General features: G+C 64.5%; 16 protein-coding genes and 1 tRNA gene. 9 read left to right on the top strand and 8 right to left on the bottom strand.

Annotated features, from left to right (window positions below; genetic code table 11):
• The first annotated feature begins 528 nt into the window (after positions 1–528).
• The gene (locus ACIQ09_RS17630) at positions 529–1239 is read left to right on the top strand and encodes an NAD(P)H-dependent oxidoreductase (RefSeq protein WP_398312910.1); all 711 of its coding nucleotides are present in this window, start codon (positions 529–531) and stop codon (positions 1237–1239) included.
• A 28-nt stretch (positions 1240–1267) separates the two neighbouring features.
• Entirely contained in the window at positions 1268–2068 is an 801-nt protein-coding gene (locus ACIQ09_RS17625; protein WP_398312907.1) for an aldolase/citrate lyase family protein, read from the top strand.
• 33 nt (positions 2069–2101) lie between these two features.
• On the opposite strand, the gene ACIQ09_RS17620 is transcribed toward ACIQ09_RS17625, so the two are convergent.
• Genes ACIQ09_RS17620 through ACIQ09_RS17610 form a run of 3 tightly spaced genes read right to left on the bottom strand, consistent with a single transcriptional unit; the run spans position 2102 to position 7888 of the window.
• Positions 2102–3535: an efflux transporter outer membrane subunit gene (locus ACIQ09_RS17620; RefSeq protein WP_398312904.1), complete on the bottom strand. Its 1434-nt coding sequence runs from the start codon at positions 3533–3535 to the stop codon at positions 2102–2104.
• Positions 3532–6654 (bottom strand): efflux RND transporter permease subunit, encoded by a 3123-nt coding sequence (locus ACIQ09_RS17615; protein WP_398312901.1) that lies wholly within the window; start codon positions 6652–6654, stop codon positions 3532–3534. The genes ACIQ09_RS17620 and ACIQ09_RS17615 overlap by 4 nt, the downstream gene beginning before the upstream one ends.
• 13 nt (positions 6655–6667) lie before the next feature.
• Entirely contained in the window at positions 6668–7888 is a 1221-nt protein-coding gene (locus ACIQ09_RS17610; RefSeq protein WP_398312898.1) for an efflux RND transporter periplasmic adaptor subunit, read from the bottom strand.
• A 108-nt stretch (positions 7889–7996) separates the two neighbouring features.
• Between ACIQ09_RS17610 and ACIQ09_RS17605 the strand changes: the two genes are divergently transcribed.
• A complete protein-coding gene (locus ACIQ09_RS17605; RefSeq protein ID WP_374503254.1) occupies positions 7997–8602 on the top strand; it encodes a TetR family transcriptional regulator in 606 nt (201 codons plus the stop codon).
• On the opposite strand, the gene ACIQ09_RS17600 is transcribed toward ACIQ09_RS17605, so the two are convergent.
• The 3 genes from ACIQ09_RS17600 to ACIQ09_RS17590 form a co-directional block, all read right to left on the bottom strand.
• Positions 8599–10581 (bottom strand): ATP-binding protein, encoded by a 1983-nt coding sequence (locus tag ACIQ09_RS17600; RefSeq protein WP_398312894.1) that lies wholly within the window; start codon positions 10579–10581, stop codon positions 8599–8601. The two genes, ACIQ09_RS17605 and ACIQ09_RS17600, sit on opposite strands and share 4 nt — an antisense overlap.
• On the bottom strand, positions 10578–11546 hold the full coding sequence (locus tag ACIQ09_RS17595; RefSeq protein ID WP_398312891.1) for a TRAP transporter substrate-binding protein: 969 nt from the start codon (positions 11544–11546) through the stop codon (positions 10578–10580). Before ACIQ09_RS17595 ends, ACIQ09_RS17600 begins: the two co-directional genes overlap by 4 nt.
• A gap of 154 nt (positions 11547–11700) precedes the next feature.
• The gene (locus tag ACIQ09_RS17590) at positions 11701–12549 is read right to left on the bottom strand and encodes a 3-hydroxybutyryl-CoA dehydrogenase (RefSeq protein ID WP_398312888.1); all 849 of its coding nucleotides are present in this window, start codon (positions 12547–12549) and stop codon (positions 11701–11703) included.
• A gap of 250 nt (positions 12550–12799) precedes the next feature.
• On the opposite strand from ACIQ09_RS17590, the gene ACIQ09_RS17585 reads away from it, so the two are divergent.
• Positions 12800–12876, top strand: a tRNA-Met gene (locus ACIQ09_RS17585).
• Between the two features lie 208 nt (positions 12877–13084).
• Here the strand turns inward: ACIQ09_RS17585 and ACIQ09_RS17580 are convergent.
• On the bottom strand, positions 13085–13327 hold the full coding sequence (locus tag ACIQ09_RS17580) for a helix-turn-helix domain-containing protein (protein WP_398312885.1): 243 nt from the start codon (positions 13325–13327) through the stop codon (positions 13085–13087).
• 152 nt (positions 13328–13479) lie between these two features.
• Between ACIQ09_RS17580 and ACIQ09_RS17575 the strand changes: the two genes are divergently transcribed.
• From ACIQ09_RS17575 to ACIQ09_RS17560, 4 genes are all read left to right on the top strand, one after another.
• Positions 13480–13848, top strand: a complete 369-nt coding sequence (locus tag ACIQ09_RS17575; protein WP_398312882.1) for a hypothetical protein — start codon at positions 13480–13482, stop codon at positions 13846–13848.
• Positions 13841–15133 (top strand): Arm DNA-binding domain-containing protein, encoded by a 1293-nt coding sequence (locus tag ACIQ09_RS17570; RefSeq protein WP_398312879.1) that lies wholly within the window; start codon positions 13841–13843, stop codon positions 15131–15133. The genes ACIQ09_RS17575 and ACIQ09_RS17570 overlap by 8 nt, the downstream gene beginning before the upstream one ends.
• Positions 15126–16100, top strand: a complete 975-nt coding sequence (locus ACIQ09_RS17565; protein WP_398312876.1) for an HD domain-containing protein — start codon at positions 15126–15128, stop codon at positions 16098–16100. Before ACIQ09_RS17570 ends, ACIQ09_RS17565 begins: the two co-directional genes overlap by 8 nt.
• A 172-nt stretch (positions 16101–16272) precedes the next feature.
• A complete protein-coding gene (locus tag ACIQ09_RS17560) occupies positions 16273–16797 on the top strand; it encodes a hypothetical protein (RefSeq protein ID WP_398312873.1) in 525 nt (174 codons plus the stop codon).
• A 17-nt stretch (positions 16798–16814) separates the two neighbouring features.
• Here the strand turns inward: ACIQ09_RS17560 and ACIQ09_RS17555 are convergent, their stop codons facing one another.
• Complete coding sequence (locus ACIQ09_RS17555) at positions 16815–17120, bottom strand: helix-turn-helix domain-containing protein (RefSeq protein ID WP_169147149.1); 306 nt, start codon at positions 17118–17120, stop codon at positions 16815–16817.
• Between the two features lie 174 nt (positions 17121–17294).
• Between ACIQ09_RS17555 and ACIQ09_RS17550 the strand changes: the two genes are divergently transcribed.
• Positions 17295–17678, top strand: a complete 384-nt coding sequence (locus ACIQ09_RS17550) for a hypothetical protein (RefSeq protein WP_398312869.1) — start codon at positions 17295–17297, stop codon at positions 17676–17678.
• Positions 17679–17760: the final 82 nt, after the last annotated feature.

Here is a 17760-nt window from a genome sequence, read left to right as displayed (position 1 = left end):
CCGAAACCAATCCTCTCCTCCCTGGAATTCGGTCGTGTTTACCCCTTCGCGAGGGCGGCTCGCGAAGGGGCTTTTTTTGGCGACAGGCACCGAAGCGGGAAGCCACCCTGTTGGGTCGAATTCATCCGATTTTCCTCGGTTGTCCTCCCCGGACCAGACGCAAACCCAATGCTGACGCGGGTTTGTCCTCCACTGGCCGGATCACCCGATGGGTGAAGCTGAAGGGGGTCATGGGACGCGCTGAGTGCGGCTGGAGGGACTGTGGGGGCGACTTCAGTCGCCCGCGGGCTGAGATTAAGGGCATGGCGGTGATGGACGCGTGGTGGGCGACTGAAGTCGCCCCTACAAGTCGCCCCTACAAGTCGCCCGTACAGGAGAGACCGTATCGACCGTCAGACGACGCCTCAAACGGAGGGAATTAGGTTCATTCCAGCGCGGACTGGGATGAACGGCATGTCGATGATGCAGTGAATCGGGGTCGAATGAATTCGACCCCACGTCTTTCGCCGGACACAGAAGGAAAAACGCATGAATGTACTGATCGTCTTTGCCCACCACGAACCCCGCTCCTTCAACGCTGCCATGAAGGACGAGGCGGTGCGCCTGCTGGAAGGGGAGGGCCACGCGGTGCAGGTGTCCGACCTCTACGCCATGAACTTCAACCCGGTGGCCAGCGCTGCCGACTTTGGCGAGCGGGCCAACCCGGACTACCTCGTCTATGCCCTGGAACAACGCAACGCCTTCAACAAGGGCACCCTGGCGCCGGACATCGCCGCCGAAATCGACAAGGTCAAGTGGGCTGACCTGATCATCTTCAACTTCCCGATCTACTGGTACGGCATGCCGGCGATCATGAAGGGCTGGGTGGACCGGGTCTTCGTTTCCGGCTTCTGCTATGGCGGCCGGCGCATCTATGACAAGGGCGGGCTGAAAGGCAAATCGGCCATGCTGGCCATCTCCCTGGGGGGGCAGGCCCACATGTTCGGGCCGGAGGCCATCCACGGCGAGCTGGAGGTCATGCTCCAGCCCATCCTGCGCGGCATGCTCGGCTACGTCGGCCTGACGGTGCTGCCGCCCTACGTGGCCTGGCATGTCCCTTACGTCAGCCCCGACATCCGTGCGGAGATTCTCCAGGGCTATCGCCAGCACCTGCTGACCCTGGATGCACGCGCGCCGCTGCGCTTCCCTTCGGTGGACGATTTCGATCAGGACCTGCGCCCCCGGCCTGCGGTAGATTGAGGCCTCAGACGACACGGAGGGAAACGCGATGGAATTTTCCGAGAACCGCTTCAAGCAACGCCTGCTGGCGGGCGATCTGCAATATGGCCTGTGGCTGGGCCTGTCCGAGGTGTTCAGCGCCGAGATCTGCGCCGGTGCCGGCTTTGACTGGCTGCTGATCGATGCCGAGCACGGCCCCAACGACCTGCGCACCATCTTTGCCCAGCTGCAGGCGATTGCACCCTACGCCTCCCAGCCGGTGGTGCGCCCGCCCCAGGGCGACCATGTGCTCATCAAGCAGCTCCTCGAGACGGGTGTGCAGACCCTGCTGATCCCGATGGTGGAATCGGCGCAGCAGGCCGCCCACCTGGTAGAGGCGATGCGCTACCCGCCGGCGGGCATCCGCGGGGTGGGCAGCTCGATTGCCCGTGCCTCCCGCTGGGGCCGCATCGGCGACTACGCCCAGCGCGCCAACGACGCCATGTGCCTGCTCGTGCAGGTGGAGACCCGCGCCGGCATGGCCGAGCTGGACGCGATCCTGGCAGTGGACGGGGTGGATGGGGTGTTCTTCGGCGCCGCCGATCTGGCCGCGTCCTGTGGCCTGCTTGGCGAGTCGAATCACCCGGAGATCGTCGCCATGATCGAACAGGGCCTGACCCGGGTGGCCGAATGCGGCAAGGCCGGCGGGGTGCTGTGCGGCGAACGGGGCCTGGTGGCGCGCTACCGGGAAGCTGGTGCGCGCTTCATCGCCGTGGGGGTGGATTCGATGCTGCTGGCGGCGGCCACGTCCAGCCTGTGTGCGTCATACAAAGGCGGGGCGTCTGACGACGCCCCGGGGTCTTCCTACTGAGGCGCCCGGTGCTTCCGGGCGCCTCAGAGGCCTTCAGCGGACCGCCGCCTGGGGGGCGTTGCTGTCTTTCCAGCCGCCGCCGAGGGCCTTGAACAGGTCCACCGACGAGGACAGCCGCGCCTGGCGGTTCTGCACCCAGGCAAGGGTGGCGTCGTTGCTGGTGCGCTGGGCGGTCAGCACTTCCAGATAGGGCGAGTAGCCGCTGTCGTAGCGGGCCTGAGCGAGCTGCAGGCTGCGTTTGGCGGCCTGCATGGCCTGGCCGAGGGCAACTTCGCTGTCGCCGTTCTGGCGCACGGTGATCAGGGCGTCGTTGACCTCACGGAAGGCGGTCTGCACCGACTTGCGGTAGGCCTCGAGGCTCTGCTTCTGCTGGGCGCTGACCTGTTCCACCTGGGCGCGCAGACGGCCGCCTTCAAAGATGGGCTGGGTCAGGCCGGCGCCGATGGACCACACCGCCGCGGCAGGGCTGAACAGATCGGACAGGTCGCGGCTTTCCCGCCCGAAGGTGCCGGTCAGGGTGATGCTCGGGAACAGGGCGGCCTTGGCCACGCCGATTCTCGCGTTGGCGGCGATCAGGTCGGTTTCGGCCTTGCGCACGTCGGGGCGGGCTTCGAGCAGACTGGAGGGCAGGCCGGCCGGCGGCGTCGGCGGTACAGGCAGGTTGCGCAGATCACCCGCGGCCACCTTCAGGCCGGGCTGGCCGACCAGCAGCCCGAGCAGGCTTTCGGCCAGGGCGCGGTTTTTCTCCAGCTGCACCTGGGCTGCGGTGTAGGTGGCCAGGGCGCCTTCGGCCTGCTGCACGTCCAGCTGTGACACGTAGCCGTTGTCGAAACGCACGCGGGCGAGCTGGGTGCTCTTTGCCTGGCTGCTCACCGAGTCGCGATTCACCAGCAGCTGGGCGTCGATGGCGCGCAGGTTGAGGTAGGCCTGGGTGACGCTGGCGGCGAGGCTCAGGGACACTGTCTCGCTGGTGTAGCGGGTGCCCAGGGCCTGGGCCCGGGCGCCTTCCGAGGCACGTCGCAGCTTGCCCCATACGTCCAGCTCGAAGGACGTGGACAGTCCGATCTTGTTGGTGTTGCGCAGCAGGCCGGTGGGCTCGACGGCGTTGGGCAGGATGCTGCGGCTGCGCGAGACGCCGGCATTGGCGTCGATCTGGGGCAACAGGGCGGCATTCACCTGGCGCAGCACGGCGTCGGCCTCCTCGATGCGGGCGGCGGCGCTCAGGGCGTCCGGGCTGCTGGCCAGGGCCTGATCCACCAGGGCATCGAGTTGCCCGTCGCCGAACAGGGTCCACCAGCGGCCGGCGACAGCCGGGGTGGTGGCCGGCGTGGCCGCCACGGGCTCGTTGGCGTAGCTGTCGGGCAGGGCCACTCGAGCATCGGGGCGCTGATAGTCGGGGCCGAGGGCGCAGCCGGCCAGGGCCAGGGGAATGGCCAGGGCGAGCAGGGTCAGTCGGGGGCGGATCACGGCTTCACCTCCTGGGTGCCGGTGTGGGGCAGGTCACCTGCCGGGTGGCGGACCTTGCCGCGGCTCAGCCACTTGAAGAACAGCGGGATGAAGATGGTGGCGATGAAGGTGGCGGCGATCATGCCCCCCACCACGCCAGTACCCATCGAACGGCGCGCGGCGGCACCGGCCCCGGACGAGAGCGCCAGGGGCAGCACGCCGAGGATGAAGGCCAGCGAGGTCATCACGATGGGGCGGAAGCGCAGCCGGGCTGCCTCGACGGCCGCATCGATCACGCTCATGCCTTCGGCCTGCTTCTGGGCCGCAAACTCGACGATCAGGATGGCGTTCTTGGCCGCCAGCCCGATCAGCACCACCAGCCCGATCTGGAAGTAGATGTCGTTGGGCATGCCGCGCATCAGTACCGCCACCAGGGCACCAAGCATGGCAAAGGGCACCGCCATGATCACCGCCAGGGGCAGGGACCACTTTTCGTACTGGGCTGCCAGGATCAGGAAGACCATGATGATGCCGAACACGAAGGCGATGATGGAGGCGCTGCCGGTGCGCTTTTCCTGGAAGGCCTGGCCGACCCACTCGGTGCGATAGCCCTCGGGCAGGGTGGCGAGAGCCACTTCCTCGACGGCCTTGATGGCGTCGCCGGAGCTGTAGCCCGGGGCCGCACTGCCCAGCACCTTGGCCGACACGAAGCCATTGAAGCGCTCCACCAGCTCGGCACCGGTGACCATGCTCACCTTGGCGACCGCCGACAGGGGCACCATGGCGCCGGTGGCGCTGCGCACATAGGGCTTGAGCAGGTCTTCGGGCTTCATGCGGTAGGCAGCGTCGGCCTGGACCTGGACCTTGTAGGTCTTGCCGCTGCGGTTGAAGTCGTTGACGTACAGGACGCCGGTGCTGGCCTGCAGGGTGGCGTAGATTGAGTCGAGGGGAATGCCCATGGACAGGGCCTTGGGCTCATCCACTTCCACGTAGAGCTGGGGAGCCGTCACGCGGAAGAAGGTGTTGAGGCCGGTCAGCTCGGGACGCTTCTTGAGGGCTTCGACGAACTGCCCGGTCACGGCGGCGAGGTTGCGCGGATCGCCATCGGCCCGGTTCTGCACATACACCTCAAAGCCGCCGGCGGTGCCGAGGCCCTGGATGGGAGGCGGGTTGAAGACCAGCCCCATGCCGTCGGGCAGGCTCATGCCGATGCCCATGAACTTGCCGGCCATTTCACTCGTGGTGACGGTGCGCTGGTCCCAGGGCTTGAAGATGATGAAGGTCGTCGCGACGCTGGGCCGGTTGTTGCCGGTGATGAAGTCCACCCCGTTGATGAAGAAGATGTTCTCAATGTCATCGGACATGACGCGCTGACGCATCTGTTCGGCGGCGACGCCGGTGCGTTGCCCGGAGGCGCCATCGCTGAGGGTGACGAAACCGAACAGGTAGCCCTGGTCTTCGGAGGGGACGAAGCTGCCCGGCACAACGCGCAGCAGCCAGGCCGCGGCACCGATGGTCAGCAGGAACACCAGGGTGCCGACGATGCCGTGACGCAGGGTCAGGCCGACGGTGTTGGTGTAGCTGCGGGTAAAGCGCTCGAACAGGCGGTTGAAGGGCCGGAACAGGGGCTTCTCTTCATGGGTGGGCTTGAGCAGCAGGGCGCACAGGGCGGGGGTGAGGGTCAGGGCGACGATGCCCGAGATCACCACCGCTACCGCCACCGTCACGGCAAACTGCTTGTAGAGCATGCCGGCAATGCCGCCCAGGAAGGCCACGGGCACGAACACGGCACACAGCACCAGCACGATGGCGATGACGGCGCCCGACACCTCGCGCATGGCCTCGATGGCCGCGTCCTTGGGGGACATCTTCTGCTCGTTCATCAGGCGCTCGACGTTTTCGAGCACCACGATGGCGTCATCCACCACGATGCCGATGGCCAGCACCATGGCGAACAGGGTCAGGGTGTTGATGGAGAAACCGAACATCCACATGCCGGCGAAGGTGCCGATCAGGGACACCGGCACCGCCACGATGGGGATCAGGGTGGCGCGCCAGTTCTGCAGGAACAGGTACACCACGGCGATCACCAGCAGGGCGGCCTCGACGAGGGTTTTGATGACCTCTTTCGCGGACTCCTGGATGAAGCGGGTGGTGTCGTAGGGCACGAAGTACTCCATGCCCTTGGGGAACTGCTTCGACATCTCGTCCAGGCGTGCGCGCACCAGCTTGGCGGTCTGCAGGGCGTTGGCGCCGGACTGCAGGTAGATGCCCATGCCGGACACCGGGGAGCCGTTGACGCGGGCGCTGCGGTCGTAGTTGTCGGCACCCAGTTCGATGCGCGCCACATCCTTCAGACGCACCAGGCCGTTGGGGCCTTCGGCACGCAGCACGATGTTGCCGAAGTCCTCGGGGGTCAGCAGGCGACCCTTGGCGGTGACGGTGTAGGTGAGCTGCTGGCCGTTGAGCACCGGCTCGGCGCCGATCTTGCCGGCGGCGTTCTGGGCGTTCTGGACGCGGATGGCGGCGGCGACGTCGGAGGTGGTGATGCCCAGCTTGGCCATCACGTCGGGCTTCAGCCACACGCGCATGGCGTAGATCGGGTCGAACAGCTGGGCGTCGCCCACGCCGGGGATGCGGCGGATCTCCTCGATCACGTTGAGGGACACGTAGTTCGACAGGTAGAGGGCGTCGAAGGTGTTGTCCGGAGAACGCAGCGCCGCAAACATCAGGATGTTGTTGGAACGCTTCTGCACCAGCACGCCGGTGCGTCTCACGTCATCGGGCAGGCGCGGCTCGGCCACCTTGACCCGGTTGTTCACGGCGATCAATGCCGTGTCCGGGTTGGTGCCCACCTCGAAGGTGGCGGTGATGCTGACCGTGCCGTTGGAGGTGCTCTGGGAGTTGTAGTAGAGCAGGCCCTCGACACCCGACAACTGCTCCTCGATGGGCGCAGCGACGGTCTTGGAGAGGGTCTCGGCGTTGGCGCCGGGGAAGGTGGCGGAGATGATCACCGTGGGCGGCGTGATCTCCGGATACTGGGCCACCGGCAGGGTGAGCGAGGCCATGAGGCCGGCGATCACGATGACGATGGAGATGACCGAGGCAAAGATCGGCCGGCTGATGAAGAAGCGTGACATGGATGGTGCTCCCTCAATCCTTCTTGGCCGGAGCCGCTGCGGGCGCGGCCGCAGCGCCTGCCTTGCCGCCCGGCGCGCCCGGACCTTCACCCGGGGCATGGGGGGCAACCGGTGCGCCCGGACGCAGCTTGATCAGGTTGTCCACGATCACCTTGTCGCCGGCCTTGAGACCGTCCAGGATCACCCAGTCATTGCCGGTCCATTGGCCGGTCTTCACCGGGCGCGGGGCCACCTTGTTGTCGGCATCGGCGGTCATCACGATGGCACCCCTGTCCGTCTGCACGACGGCGTTCTGCGGCACCTTGAAGACGCCACTGCGCTCGCCCGTCAGCAGGCGGGCGCGCACGAACTGGCCGGGCATCAGACTGCCGTCCGGGTTGGCAAACTCGCCGCGCAACTGCAGGGTGCCCAGGGTCGGGCTGAGCTGGCTGGCAGCAAAATTGAGCTTGCCGCGCACCGGGTAGGTGGAGCCATCGGGCAGGATCAGCTCCACACCGCGCACGGCCTGAGGCTTGAAGCGGCCGCCAGGGCTGGCTCCGGCGAGCTCGCTTTCGGACACGGAGAAGCGCACCCACATGGGGTTGAGCTGGACGACGGTGGTGACCAGCCCGTTGGTGCTGACCAGGTTGCCTTCCGACACCGCTGCACGCCCGGTGACGCCGGAAACCGGCGCGACCACGGTGGACCAGGACAGGTTGAGCTCGGCCTGGCGCACCGAGGCCTGGGCCGCCTGCACGGCGGCGAGGGCTGCGGCGTTGTCGGAGGTGGCCGTGTCGTATTCACGCTGACTGATGGCCTCCTGGGCGAGCAGCCCCTTGAGGCGGCTGGCCTCGCGGACGGTCTGCTCGGCGCGGGCCTTGCTCTGGGCGAGCTGGGCCCGGGCCTGGGCCGCTGCGACCTCGAACGGGGCCTTGTCCAGTTCGAAGAGCGCTTGCCCAGCCTTGACTGTGGCACCTTCTTCGTACAGACGCTTCATGAGAATGCCACCCACCCGGGCGCGGATCTCGACCTCCCTCGCGCCTTCCGTCTGGGCAACCGCCTCGACGCTGGTTTCCACGGTGGTGGGCTGCATGGTCAGCACCGTCACCGGCAGGGCCGGCATGCCGCCGGGGGGCGGGCCGCCAGCAGGCTGCTCCTTGCTGGAACAGGCGGCAAGCAAGGCCACGCTCAGGGCCAGGATGGGCAGGGTTGTGCGCAGGGCGCGGGGCGGGATCGAAGAGGGGCGAGCGGTCACGGTGACCTCCGGGGACTGGATTTTTGGGTGTTGTTGGGGCATAGTTTATACATTCAAGAATGTATGTAAAGTGTGTACAAGCTCAAAGCTTGATCACCGGAGGGTTGAATGGTTCGCAAGACCAAGGAAGAGGCTGATCTCACCCGTAGCCTGATTATTGAGGCCGCGCGCAGGGTGTTTCTGGAGTGCGGGGTGGGCGGCACCACCTTTGAGAGGATTGCCGCGGCAGCCGGCGTGACCCGGGGCGCGGTCTACTGGCACTTCCGCAACAAGACCGAACTGTTCTTTGCAATGCGTGAGCAGGCCATCCTGCCCTTTGTGGACCGCGTGATATTCAAGGAGGATGATGCCGACCCCCTGCACGGTATCGAAACCGCCCTGCAGGAGATCTTTCATATCCTTCGTGATCAGCCCGAGGTGCGGGAGACCTTCGAGATCGTCAGCTTCAAGTGCGAATACGTGAACGAGTTCAGCGACATGATGCAATGCTCCGGCGGCCAGCTGGATTTCCTCGGCAAGCTCACCGAGGCATACCGCCGGGCCGAGGCCCGGGGTGTGCTGCGTCCGGGCGTCGCGCCTGCCGACCTGGCCCATGACACCTTCCTTTTTGTCGGTGGCCTGGTCAAACACTGGCTGGCGGGTAGACCTGACGAGCGTTTCCGCTCCGATGCCGCGGCCCTGATCCGTACCCACGTGGCCCTGCGCAGGGCCTAGATCGTGTCGCCCCGCAGGGGCAAGCGGGCTTGATCAGCCTGCTCATCGCAGGGGGGGATGTCCGCACCCTGCCTTAGCCACTTGAGCAGCGTCGTGTAGAGCCGATCCGGATCCACCGGCTTGCTGACGAAGTCGTTCATGCCGGCAGCAAAGCAGCGGGCCTGGTCTTCGCCGAAGGCGTTGGCAGTCATGGCGATGATGGGCAGGGTGCTGGCCGGGTGCTGCAGACGGATCCGGCGGGTGGCTTCAAGGCCGTCCATCACCGGCATCTGCATGTCCATCAGCACCAGCGCGTAGCCGGGCGCCGCCTCGCGCAGACGGTCCACGGCTTGCTGGCCGTTGTCGAGCACGTCCAGATGCAGCCCGATTTCCTCTATCAGATCCCGGGCGACCTCCTGGTTCACTTTGTCGTCTTCCACCAGCAGCAGCCGTGTACCTGCGAATGTGCTGGTCAGGCGCGCTTCAGCGCTCCCTTCGGGGCTGGTGTCGGGGGCCTTGTCGGGTAACTCGGGGGCGAGTTTCAGGCAGGCGGTGAACCAGAAGCGGCTGCCGCGGCCGGGGGTACTCTCGCCGTCCGCATCTCCACCCATCAGGCGGGCCAGGCGGCGGGTGATGGCGAGGCCCAGCCCTGTGCCGCCATGGGTGCGGGTGATGGAGTTGTCGGCTTGCCGGAAAGGCTCGAACAGGCTGCTCAGGACGTCCGGTGCGATACCGGCGCCGGTGTCGGCGACTTCGAACCGCACCAGGATACTACTGCCCACTTTTTCTTCCTGGGTGACGCGCAGGGTGACGCTGCCCTTGGCCGTGAACTTGACGGCGTTGCCGGCGAGGTTGAGGAAGGCTTGGGTGAGGCGGGTCAGATCGCCACACAGGCGGGGCAGGGGGGCGACCTCGGAGTCGAGCTCGATGCCCTTCTCCCGGGCCTGTTCGGCGAGCATGGAGACGATGTGGGTGCTCAGGCCGCGGACATCGATCTCCTGTTCCTCGAGCACCAGCTTGCCGGCTTCGATCTTCGAGAAGTCCAGGATGTCGTTGATCACCGCGAGCAGGTGGCGGGCGGCGTCGCTGATCTTGCTCAGCTTGTCCAGCTGCCCTGCATCGCTGCTCCGGCGTTGCAGGAGGTGTGTCAAGCCTACGATGGCGTTGAGCGGGGTGCGGATCTCGTGGCTCATGTTGGCCAGGAACTCCGACTTGGCGTGGCTGGCAGCGGCTGCGCTCCGGTTGGCGGCCCGCAGTTCGACGGTGCGGGCTTCGACCAGCTGTTCCAGGTGTTCCCGATAGCGTTCCAGTTCGGTTTCTGCCCGGCGACGTTCCTGGATCTCGAACTCCAGAGCGGCGTAGGCGTGGTCACGGGCCTGGTTGTGGCGCACGATGCTGCGTGAGGCCAGCACGCCGGCCGTGACAACGCCCGCGCTGGCCAGTGCGGCGGCCAGCAGAAGGCCGATGCGGTTGAGATCGAGTTGCCGGTTGATCGCCGCGCTGGCGGTGTCGGTGCGCCGGGTGTTGATGTCGTTGAGCTTGCGCAACGTCAGGGCCAGCAGCTTGTCGTGTTCTCCCTGGAGGGCTGCAGTGAGGGTTGTCGGATCGGCGAGGCGGGCCCGCAACGCAACGATGCGGGTCATGTCCTGGCGGTAGAGCCTCACGTAGCGGTCGGCGCTGTCGAGCAGGTTGCGTTCGGTCTCGTCCGGTGTACTCAGGGCGCGGTAGGTGGCGAGGTTGCGGGCCAGGTGATCCATCTCAGCGTTGAAGCGCACGGCGTGATCGCCGCCTTCGCGCAGGTAGTTGTTGAAGTGCTCCGTGGCATAGCCCAGGCGCAGGGTGCCGCTCAGCATCACCTGGTGCCGGCTGGCAATCACGGTGGACATCTCCGTCCAGCTGGCGGCGAACTGGGAGAGCATCAGAAAGGCCATCAGCACGACCCCCAGCACCGCCACCAGCGTGCCCCCGAAACCGCCGATCAGGGCGTGCCGGATTTTCATTCGCCGGCAGCCTCGACCACTTGCCGGATATAGGCGCCGGCGGGGCCGGAAAGCCATTTCTTATAGACCGGCCGGGTGGCCTCGACGAAGGCCGGGCGGCTGATCCGGCTGATCTGGATGCCCGAGGCGAGCAGGGCCCGGTAGGCGTCCTCCTCGGCCTTGCGGGTGAGCGCTCGCTGGTGGCGGGTGGAGTCGTCGGCGACAGCGCGCAGCATGTCCCGATCCGCGGTGGAGAGCGCGTTCCAGGCCCGGCGGCTCATCACGAAGGGGGTGATCTCGTATTTGTGCGCGGTGAGGGAAAGGTGAGTCTGGACTTCATGCAGGTGCGCCGCGTGGAAGTTGATCAGGGGGTTCTCCTGACCATCGACGGTGCGCCGTTGCAGGGCCTGGTACAAGGCCGAAAAGCGAATCTCGACCGCCTGGGCACCAAGGGCGCGGACGATGTCGACGGCGACCGGGTCGGCGGGGGTGCGGAACCTCAGGCCGGCAAAGTCGGCAGGCTTGAGCAGGGGGCGGACGGAATTGGAGAAATGGCGGATGCCGTTGTCCCAGAACCCCAGGGCAACGAAGCCGGCCTGTGCCATGCGGCGGGATAGGTGTTCGCCGAGGGGGCCGTCCAGCAGCCGCTGGGCCTGCTCGGGCCGATCAAAAAGGAAGGGCAGGCCGAAGGCATTGATCTCGGGTACAAAGGCCGAGAGGGGGCCCTGGCTATTGGCGGAAATGTCCAGGCTGCCGTCCTGCAACGCCTTGAGCATGGCCACGTCGTCGCCGAAGCTGGCCCCGCCCAGCACATCGACAGTGATGCGTCCGCCGCTGCGGCGCTTGAGCGTATCGGCAAAATGCTGTGATGCCTGCGCCCGCGGGTGATCGGCGCTGACCGCATGACCCAGGGTCAGCACGATCTCGGCCCGGGCTGGCAGGGCGAGAAGGAGTACAGCGAAAAGGGGCAGAAATACGGCCTTCATCCCTGCTTATCGTCAATGGAGCATGCAAACCTGAAGGAAATCCGGTTTGCCGATCAAAATATCCGATATGCAAAGATAATGTAAGGGGCGGTCGCGGCAGGTGCCCGGCCCGCCCGGCCCGCCCGGCCGGTTGGCAGGGCGGGTTTCAGCACTATCAGTAGGTGTAGAAGCCCTGACCGGTCTTGCGGCCCAGGTAGCCGGCATCCACCATTTCCTTGAGCAGGGGGGCGGGGCGGTACTTGGGATCATTGAAACCGTCGTAGAACACCTCCATCACCGCCAGCATGGTGTCCAGGCCGATCAGGTCCGCCAGGGCCAGGGGGCCGATGGGGTGGTTGCAACCCAGCTTCATGCCTTCGTCGATGTCCGCCGCCGAGGCCAGGCCCTCCTGCAGGGCGAAGATGGCTTCGTTGATCATCGGGCAGAGCAGGCGGTTAACCACAAAGCCCGGGCTGTTCTTGACGGCGATGGGGGTCTTGCCGATGGCGGTGGCGAAGGCCTGGACCGCCGCGACAGTCTCGTCGGAGGTCTGCAGGCCGCGGATCAGCTCCACCAGGGCCATCAGCGGCACCGGGTTGAAGAAGTGCATGCCGATGAAGCGCGACGGGCTGCTCACCGAAGCGGCCAGCTTGGTGATGGAGATCGACGAAGTGTTGGTGGCGATCACGGTGCTGGCCGGGACGATGCCGTCGATCTCCTTGAGGATGCGCAGCTTGAGGCCTTCGTTTTCGGTGGCGGCCTCGATCACCAGGTCGGTGCCGGCCAGGTCGGCATAGGTGGTGGTGCCGCGGATCAGCGCCAGGGCGGCGTCCTTGTCGGCAACGCTGATCTTTTCCTTCTTGACCATCCGGTCAAGGCTGCCGGCCACCGTCTTGAGCCCGCGCTCGACGGCTTCGGTGGAGATGTCCACCATCACCACGCCCACACCCGCCAGGGTGCAGACCTGGGCGATGCCGTTACCCATGGTGCCGGCGCCGATCACGCCGATGTTCTGAATTGCCATGCTGTAGCTCCTTGTTGCGTTGATTTTTTGACATGCTGTTTTGTCGCGCGGAGCGTGCCGGGGGCATACCGCTCCCTTGCCCATCCCGCGCTGCGCGAGGATACCCGACTGGCCGGCACGATGGCTTGAGAACACGCAGGGACGGCCCTCTCCGCCACTTGAGAGGTGCCGCGGTCGCGCGGCTCTCATGATGCGCTGCAAAATAAATTTGACGCAGGCTGCGGGGTAGTCTAATATCTCGTTTCTCTGACGCGGGGTGGAGCAGTCTGGCAGCTCGTCGGGCTCATAACCCGAAGGTCGCAGGTTCAAATCCTGCCCCCGCAACCAAACAAAAGCGTTAAGGCTCAAGCATTTAGGTGCTTGAGCCTTTTTGCTTTTTGGGCTCGGATTGAAGCTTGTGCCCACTCGGTGCCCAAACCGTGCCCATCCTGTGCCCGGACAAAACTCCGCTTTTTGCGAACCGTGGAGGGTTTGACCTTCAGGCACCGTGCCCGCCGGGCACAGCCCCGATACATGCGTGATTCGCTAGTTCAGCCTATCCGTTGCGGTCAGGGAGTTGGGGAGGAGAGGCCTGCTCACTCTTTTGGTACTCCAGCAAGTCAGGCAGCCCACAGTTCAGGTAGACGCATAGAGCGTCCAGGACATCGAGCTCTACGCGCTCGGCGGTCTCGTGATACAGGCGGGTCAGCGTTCCCCGGTTGATGCCCGTGTCCCGTGTGACGTCGCTGATCTTCAGCTTCCGCTCGCCAAGGAGGCGGGATAGGTGGCACTTGATCACGTTGCGCTCCAAATACAAAAAATGATCTTTAGAAGGTCAAAAAGGTCTTTGACAGGTCTTCTTTTTGTGTAGAATGGTCTCTAGTAGATCGTTTTGAAGCTATCGAGCAACAAAACGCCCTGCTGAAAGATCAATTCTACGGAGAAGTCCTCATGTCCGCTAACACCTACCTAACTACAGACGAGCTTGCCGCTCGGATCAAGTACGACGTTCGAACCATCCGCGAACGTCTGAAGGACTCGGTTTTGCTCGAGGGTGTGCATTACATCCGTCCATTCGGGGGTCGAAAGATCCTCTACGTATGGGAGCAGATCGAGAAAGACATGGCTCTCGAGTCCCTGGATGCGGGGCTTGTCCAGGCCGCAACGCCGACTCGTGGTCAGTCCGAGCACGCCCGTTCAGTCACGATTCCCATGGCCAGCGGGGTGGCGTGCCGGGTTGCTGCGATTCCCGGGGCGCCTCGGAAGTCTGGACAACACCTTCGGGCCCAGACGGCACAGAAGGAGGCTCGCCATGGCTAGCATCAGAGCCCGGGCCGACTCCGGGAAACTGTTCTTCGACTTCCGCTTTCAAAGCGTGCGTTGCAGAGAACAAACTTTGTTGGATGACACGCCCGCGAACCGGCGCCGGCTGGAAAAGGTGTTGCAGCGTATCGAGCTGGAGATTCACCAAGGGGTTTTTGACTACTCGGCTTTCTTCCCCGGCAGCAAGCTCGCCGCAACATTCGCGGTAGCGGTAAGCGAGGCACCGCGGGAGACAGGCCTTGGTCAGCCTACGCCTCAGGTAAACGGCCCTGCGGTGATCTCTGCTCCTCCACAGCCTCCTCTTGCGGCCTCCGACGCTCGTCCGAAGATCGGCGCTTTCGCTGAAACCTGGCAACTGGAAAACCAAGTGACTTGGCGCCGCTCGTACCAGCGTACCGTCAGCGACATCGTCACCAAGCATCTGCTGCCCCGTTTTGGGGCGCGGGATGTCGGAAGCCTCCTGCGGGAAGAACTCCTTCAACTCCGGTCCGAACTCGCCAAAGTCAAAGGCCGGAAGAAGGAAACGCTGTCGCCCCGCCGGATCAACGCCATCATGAATGTGATGAGCCTGATCCTTGCAGAAGCCTCCGACCGGTACAAATTTACCAGTCCTTACTACAACATCAAACCGCTGCGTATCCCCAAGAGCGATGTCGAACCCTTCACGCTCGCTGAGGTGCAACGCATTCTCGACACCGTAAGGGAGGACTTCCGCGATTACTACACGGTGCGCTTCTTCACCGGGATGCGAACCGGCGAGGTGGATGGGCTCAAGTGGAAGTACGTGGATTTCGAGCGCCAGCTGATCCTGGTGCGGGAGACAATTGTCCTCGGCGTGGTGGAGGAAGACGCCAAGACCATCGAGTCCGTGCGCGACATCCATATGTCCCAAGTGGTGTACGACGCGCTCAAGCGCCAGCTGGCTCGCTCCGGGCGCTTGAAGGGCTTCGTCTTCTGCAGCAGCACGGGGCACGCCTTGGACCACAACAACATCACCAAGCGCATCTGGTACCCCTTGCTGCGGCACCTCGGGCTCAAGAAGCGACGGCCATATCAGACCCGCCATACCGCCGCGACTTTGTGGCTCGCCGCCGGGGAAAACCCCGAGTGGATCGCCCGACAGATGGGGCACACGAGCACCGAGATGCTGTTCAAGGTGTATTCCCGTTACGTGCCTAACCTGACCCGCAAAGATGGATCCGCTTTCGAGCGCTTGCTGAGTGAGCGCTTTGCGTCCTCCGCACAAAACGTTGTCGTTGAAGGAGCTCATCACCATGTCTGATGCCCGCAAAACTGTGTTTTCGGTGGGCCAGCTGCCCCAGCCGGATCATGTCATCGACCACCTCCCGTTGGTCTTCCGGGTCCAGTCGATTGAGCGCCTGCCCTTCAATGAGCGCAACCTGCTCAACGTGGCGGTCGTCTTCCATGAGAGGGCCGTGCTGCGCGTGGAGTGGCTGTGCCGCCATCCGGATAGCAGGCTGACGGCTGGCAGCCTCGTGTCGATCCGTTGGCTCGGCCGGCCGACCAGTACTCTGGGGGCGATCCGGATCGCTCGGCTGGTGAAACTCGAACGGCCTGAGGCGAGCCTAAATCCCTTTGACACGGTGCCCCACGCCTGGGTCCGGGAGCGGGATCTCGTAGCGAGGGCAGGGCGTTTCTGGGAGTGCTTGGGGCGACCCCTGCAGCACCTCTTCAACGCGGTGTTCTGGGACCCCCGCCGTTTCCAGCGCTATCTCGAGGGGCCGAGTTCGCTCCAGGGGCATCACAACGGCCGCAACGGCAACTTTCGTCATGCGCTGGAAGTCGCCGAGCGGGCCCAGACCCTCGGACGCCATCACGCGGAGGTGCATCTGCCGGTGTTGATCGCCGGGAGCCTGCTCCACGATGCGGGTAAGGCCGAGGAGTACAAGTTCAATCCAGTGCGGGGCCGCTACGAAATGACGGAGCGTGGGGCACTTCTGGGCCACAAGCATACGGTTCTCGAGTGGATCGCCGCGGCCCGGGCCCAGCACCGGGTGATCATGCCCGAGGCCCATTACCTGGCGCTACTTCACGCCATTACTGCCGCGAAGGGGGCGCCCGACTGGTTGGGGCTGCGGGAGCCCCTGAGTCTGGATGCCCACATCCTCTCGACGGTGGACCGACTTTCGGGTCAAGCCGATCTCGTCAGCCGCCATGCGGCGAGGGACGGGGGCTTTGGTGTCTATCACCGGCACCTGGGCGGACGGCCTTACGTCGTGCGGGAGTGAGGTCGGCAGGGCCGCCGCGATCCCTCACGGCGGCGCCGGTCGCTCGCTTTGAAAGTCGAGACGTTTCGGTATGCTGTTCCTGGCAGCGGACGTCCTGTCATTCCCATCCCCAAAAATGCTTGGAGATTCTCATGAATCAACATGATGGCTTCGCTCGTCCGCAAACTCGGATTTGCGTGGCACCTGCATCACCCGAACCGTCGATTCGGCCAATCCGCGCTTGATCGGCGTCTGGAAGTGGAATTTTGAAGAGGCCAGTTGCCGCCTCTACGCCGTGTGCGTCTTTGCGCCGAACGTCCTGCGGGATACCTACCCTCTGGAGGAACTGCGGTGCTTGAAAGACTCCGTCGCGCAGCAGGTGCACAAGGTCGAGAGGATGATCGACTGGACGCGGGGTCAGCTCGACGCCGCAGGCCTGCAGGCCGGCGAACAGGGCCGGGTCGAGCCCTTGAGTGCGGACATCCGCAAGCCGCTGACGAGCGCGTACGTGGTCCTCTTCCTCCGCGCCGATCTCGCCATCCAGTTGCTGGACGCCCTGTGGTTGCAGGGGGCGCTGACCGACGCCGGTCACGCGGAGCGGACAAGGGCGATGCGCCGCGCGCCGCTCAGTGTCCTGGGTGAGATCCAGCGGGCGCATGCGCGTTTCCGGCGGCGCATCGAGGTGCTGTATCGAAAACGTGATGCTGGGCCGCAATAGGTGGGGTGTAGTCAGGCTCAGGCGGTCTCGAGTTGGATGATTAACTGATGGAGCTGGTCCCGGGAACATCCTCCCAGGAGTCGGATCAGCTCCGCCAGGTCGTCATCGGGCTCATACAGGTAGGAGACTGGAACGTTCAGTTCCGCGGCAAGGCGCTGTGCCGTCTGCAAATCCGGTACGTGCTTACCCCGTTCGTACTGGTTGATACGAGCACTGGCAACGAACTGGTCGATGCCGGCAAGGATTCCGAGCTGCTTTTGCGATACGCCTCTCGCCTCCCGGGCCACCTGTAGCCGTCTGGCAAACACCGACCTTTCTTCCATCCCAGTCCTCCATGCATGAGGACTAAGAGATTCTTAGGAACAACACCTATGGCATACTAAGGAATCCTTAGTGGTTGGCCTCTAATTTAGCGCCATCCAAGCCACTGCAGTTTTTCAGCCGCAGTGACGAGGTTAGAAAAATTCAACATCAATATGGACAAAGCTATGTACAGAATGACTCCTGCACTGGCGCTCGGCCTTGTGCTGACCGGCTGTGCCTCAATGAAGCCCACGTATCACGCTGAATCGACCTTTGTGATCTATGACGTCAAACCCGCTGCGCTTGATCGGAATCAGCTCCTCAAGGCTGTGCTTGACGCTGTGCAGACGAGTGCCAGCAAACTGCGAGTGAATCGGGAGATACCCCCGGCGGAGTTGCCGACCACGCCAGGGCGTTTTGAGCTTCAGGATCCATTTGCCAACTCGCGGATGGGGGCGCTGCTGGCTTCACAGGCTCAGAATATCCGCGTCCCGGTTTGCAAGAACGCGCTGATGACGGTCTCCACTGACAACTGCAGATTTCGGACGTTCGTGCTCACACCGTTCAGTTGGACGTGATCAGTAGCTTAAACCGCAATTGATCACGTCCAACGGTGGTCATGAGCGCTGGTCCGGTATCGTGACCGCGGCAACCGGCTAC

The organism is Zoogloea sp. (assembly GCF_044344315.1).
GTDB lineage: Bacteria > Pseudomonadota > Gammaproteobacteria > Burkholderiales > Rhodocyclaceae > Zoogloea.
Note: the sequence above shows the minus strand (reverse complement) of the source record. Positions and strands in the feature narration are given on the sequence as shown.

What these genes read in the sequence shown, in the direction of transcription:
- ACIQ09_RS17615 (WP_398312901.1), bottom strand. Translation starts at nt 6,654, where the DNA reads ATGTCACGCTTCTTCATCAGCCGGCCGATCTTTGCCTCGGTCATCTCC.
- ACIQ09_RS17630 (WP_398312910.1), top strand. Translation starts at nt 529, where the DNA reads ATGAATGTACTGATCGTCTTTGCCCACCACGAACCCCGCTCCTTCAAC.
- ACIQ09_RS17595 (WP_398312891.1), bottom strand. Translation starts at nt 11,546, where the DNA reads ATGAAGGCCGTATTTCTGCCCCTTTTCGCTGTACTCCTTCTCGCCCTG.
- ACIQ09_RS17575 (WP_398312882.1), top strand. Translation starts at nt 13,480, where the DNA reads ATGTCCGCTAACACCTACCTAACTACAGACGAGCTTGCCGCTCGGATC.
- ACIQ09_RS17625 (WP_398312907.1), top strand. Translation starts at nt 1,268, where the DNA reads ATGGAATTTTCCGAGAACCGCTTCAAGCAACGCCTGCTGGCGGGCGAT.
- ACIQ09_RS17565 (WP_398312876.1), top strand. Translation starts at nt 15,126, where the DNA reads ATGTCTGATGCCCGCAAAACTGTGTTTTCGGTGGGCCAGCTGCCCCAG.
- ACIQ09_RS17570 (WP_398312879.1), top strand. Translation starts at nt 13,841, where the DNA reads ATGGCTAGCATCAGAGCCCGGGCCGACTCCGGGAAACTGTTCTTCGAC.
- ACIQ09_RS17600 (WP_398312894.1), bottom strand. Translation starts at nt 10,581, where the DNA reads ATGAAAATCCGGCACGCCCTGATCGGCGGTTTCGGGGGCACGCTGGTG.
- ACIQ09_RS17550 (WP_398312869.1), top strand. Translation starts at nt 17,295, where the DNA reads ATGACTCCTGCACTGGCGCTCGGCCTTGTGCTGACCGGCTGTGCCTCA.
- ACIQ09_RS17590 (WP_398312888.1), bottom strand. Translation starts at nt 12,549, where the DNA reads ATGGCAATTCAGAACATCGGCGTGATCGGCGCCGGCACCATGGGTAAC.
- ACIQ09_RS17555 (WP_169147149.1), bottom strand. Translation starts at nt 17,120, where the DNA reads ATGGAAGAAAGGTCGGTGTTTGCCAGACGGCTACAGGTGGCCCGGGAG.
- ACIQ09_RS17605 (WP_374503254.1), top strand. Translation starts at nt 7,997, where the DNA reads ATGGTTCGCAAGACCAAGGAAGAGGCTGATCTCACCCGTAGCCTGATT.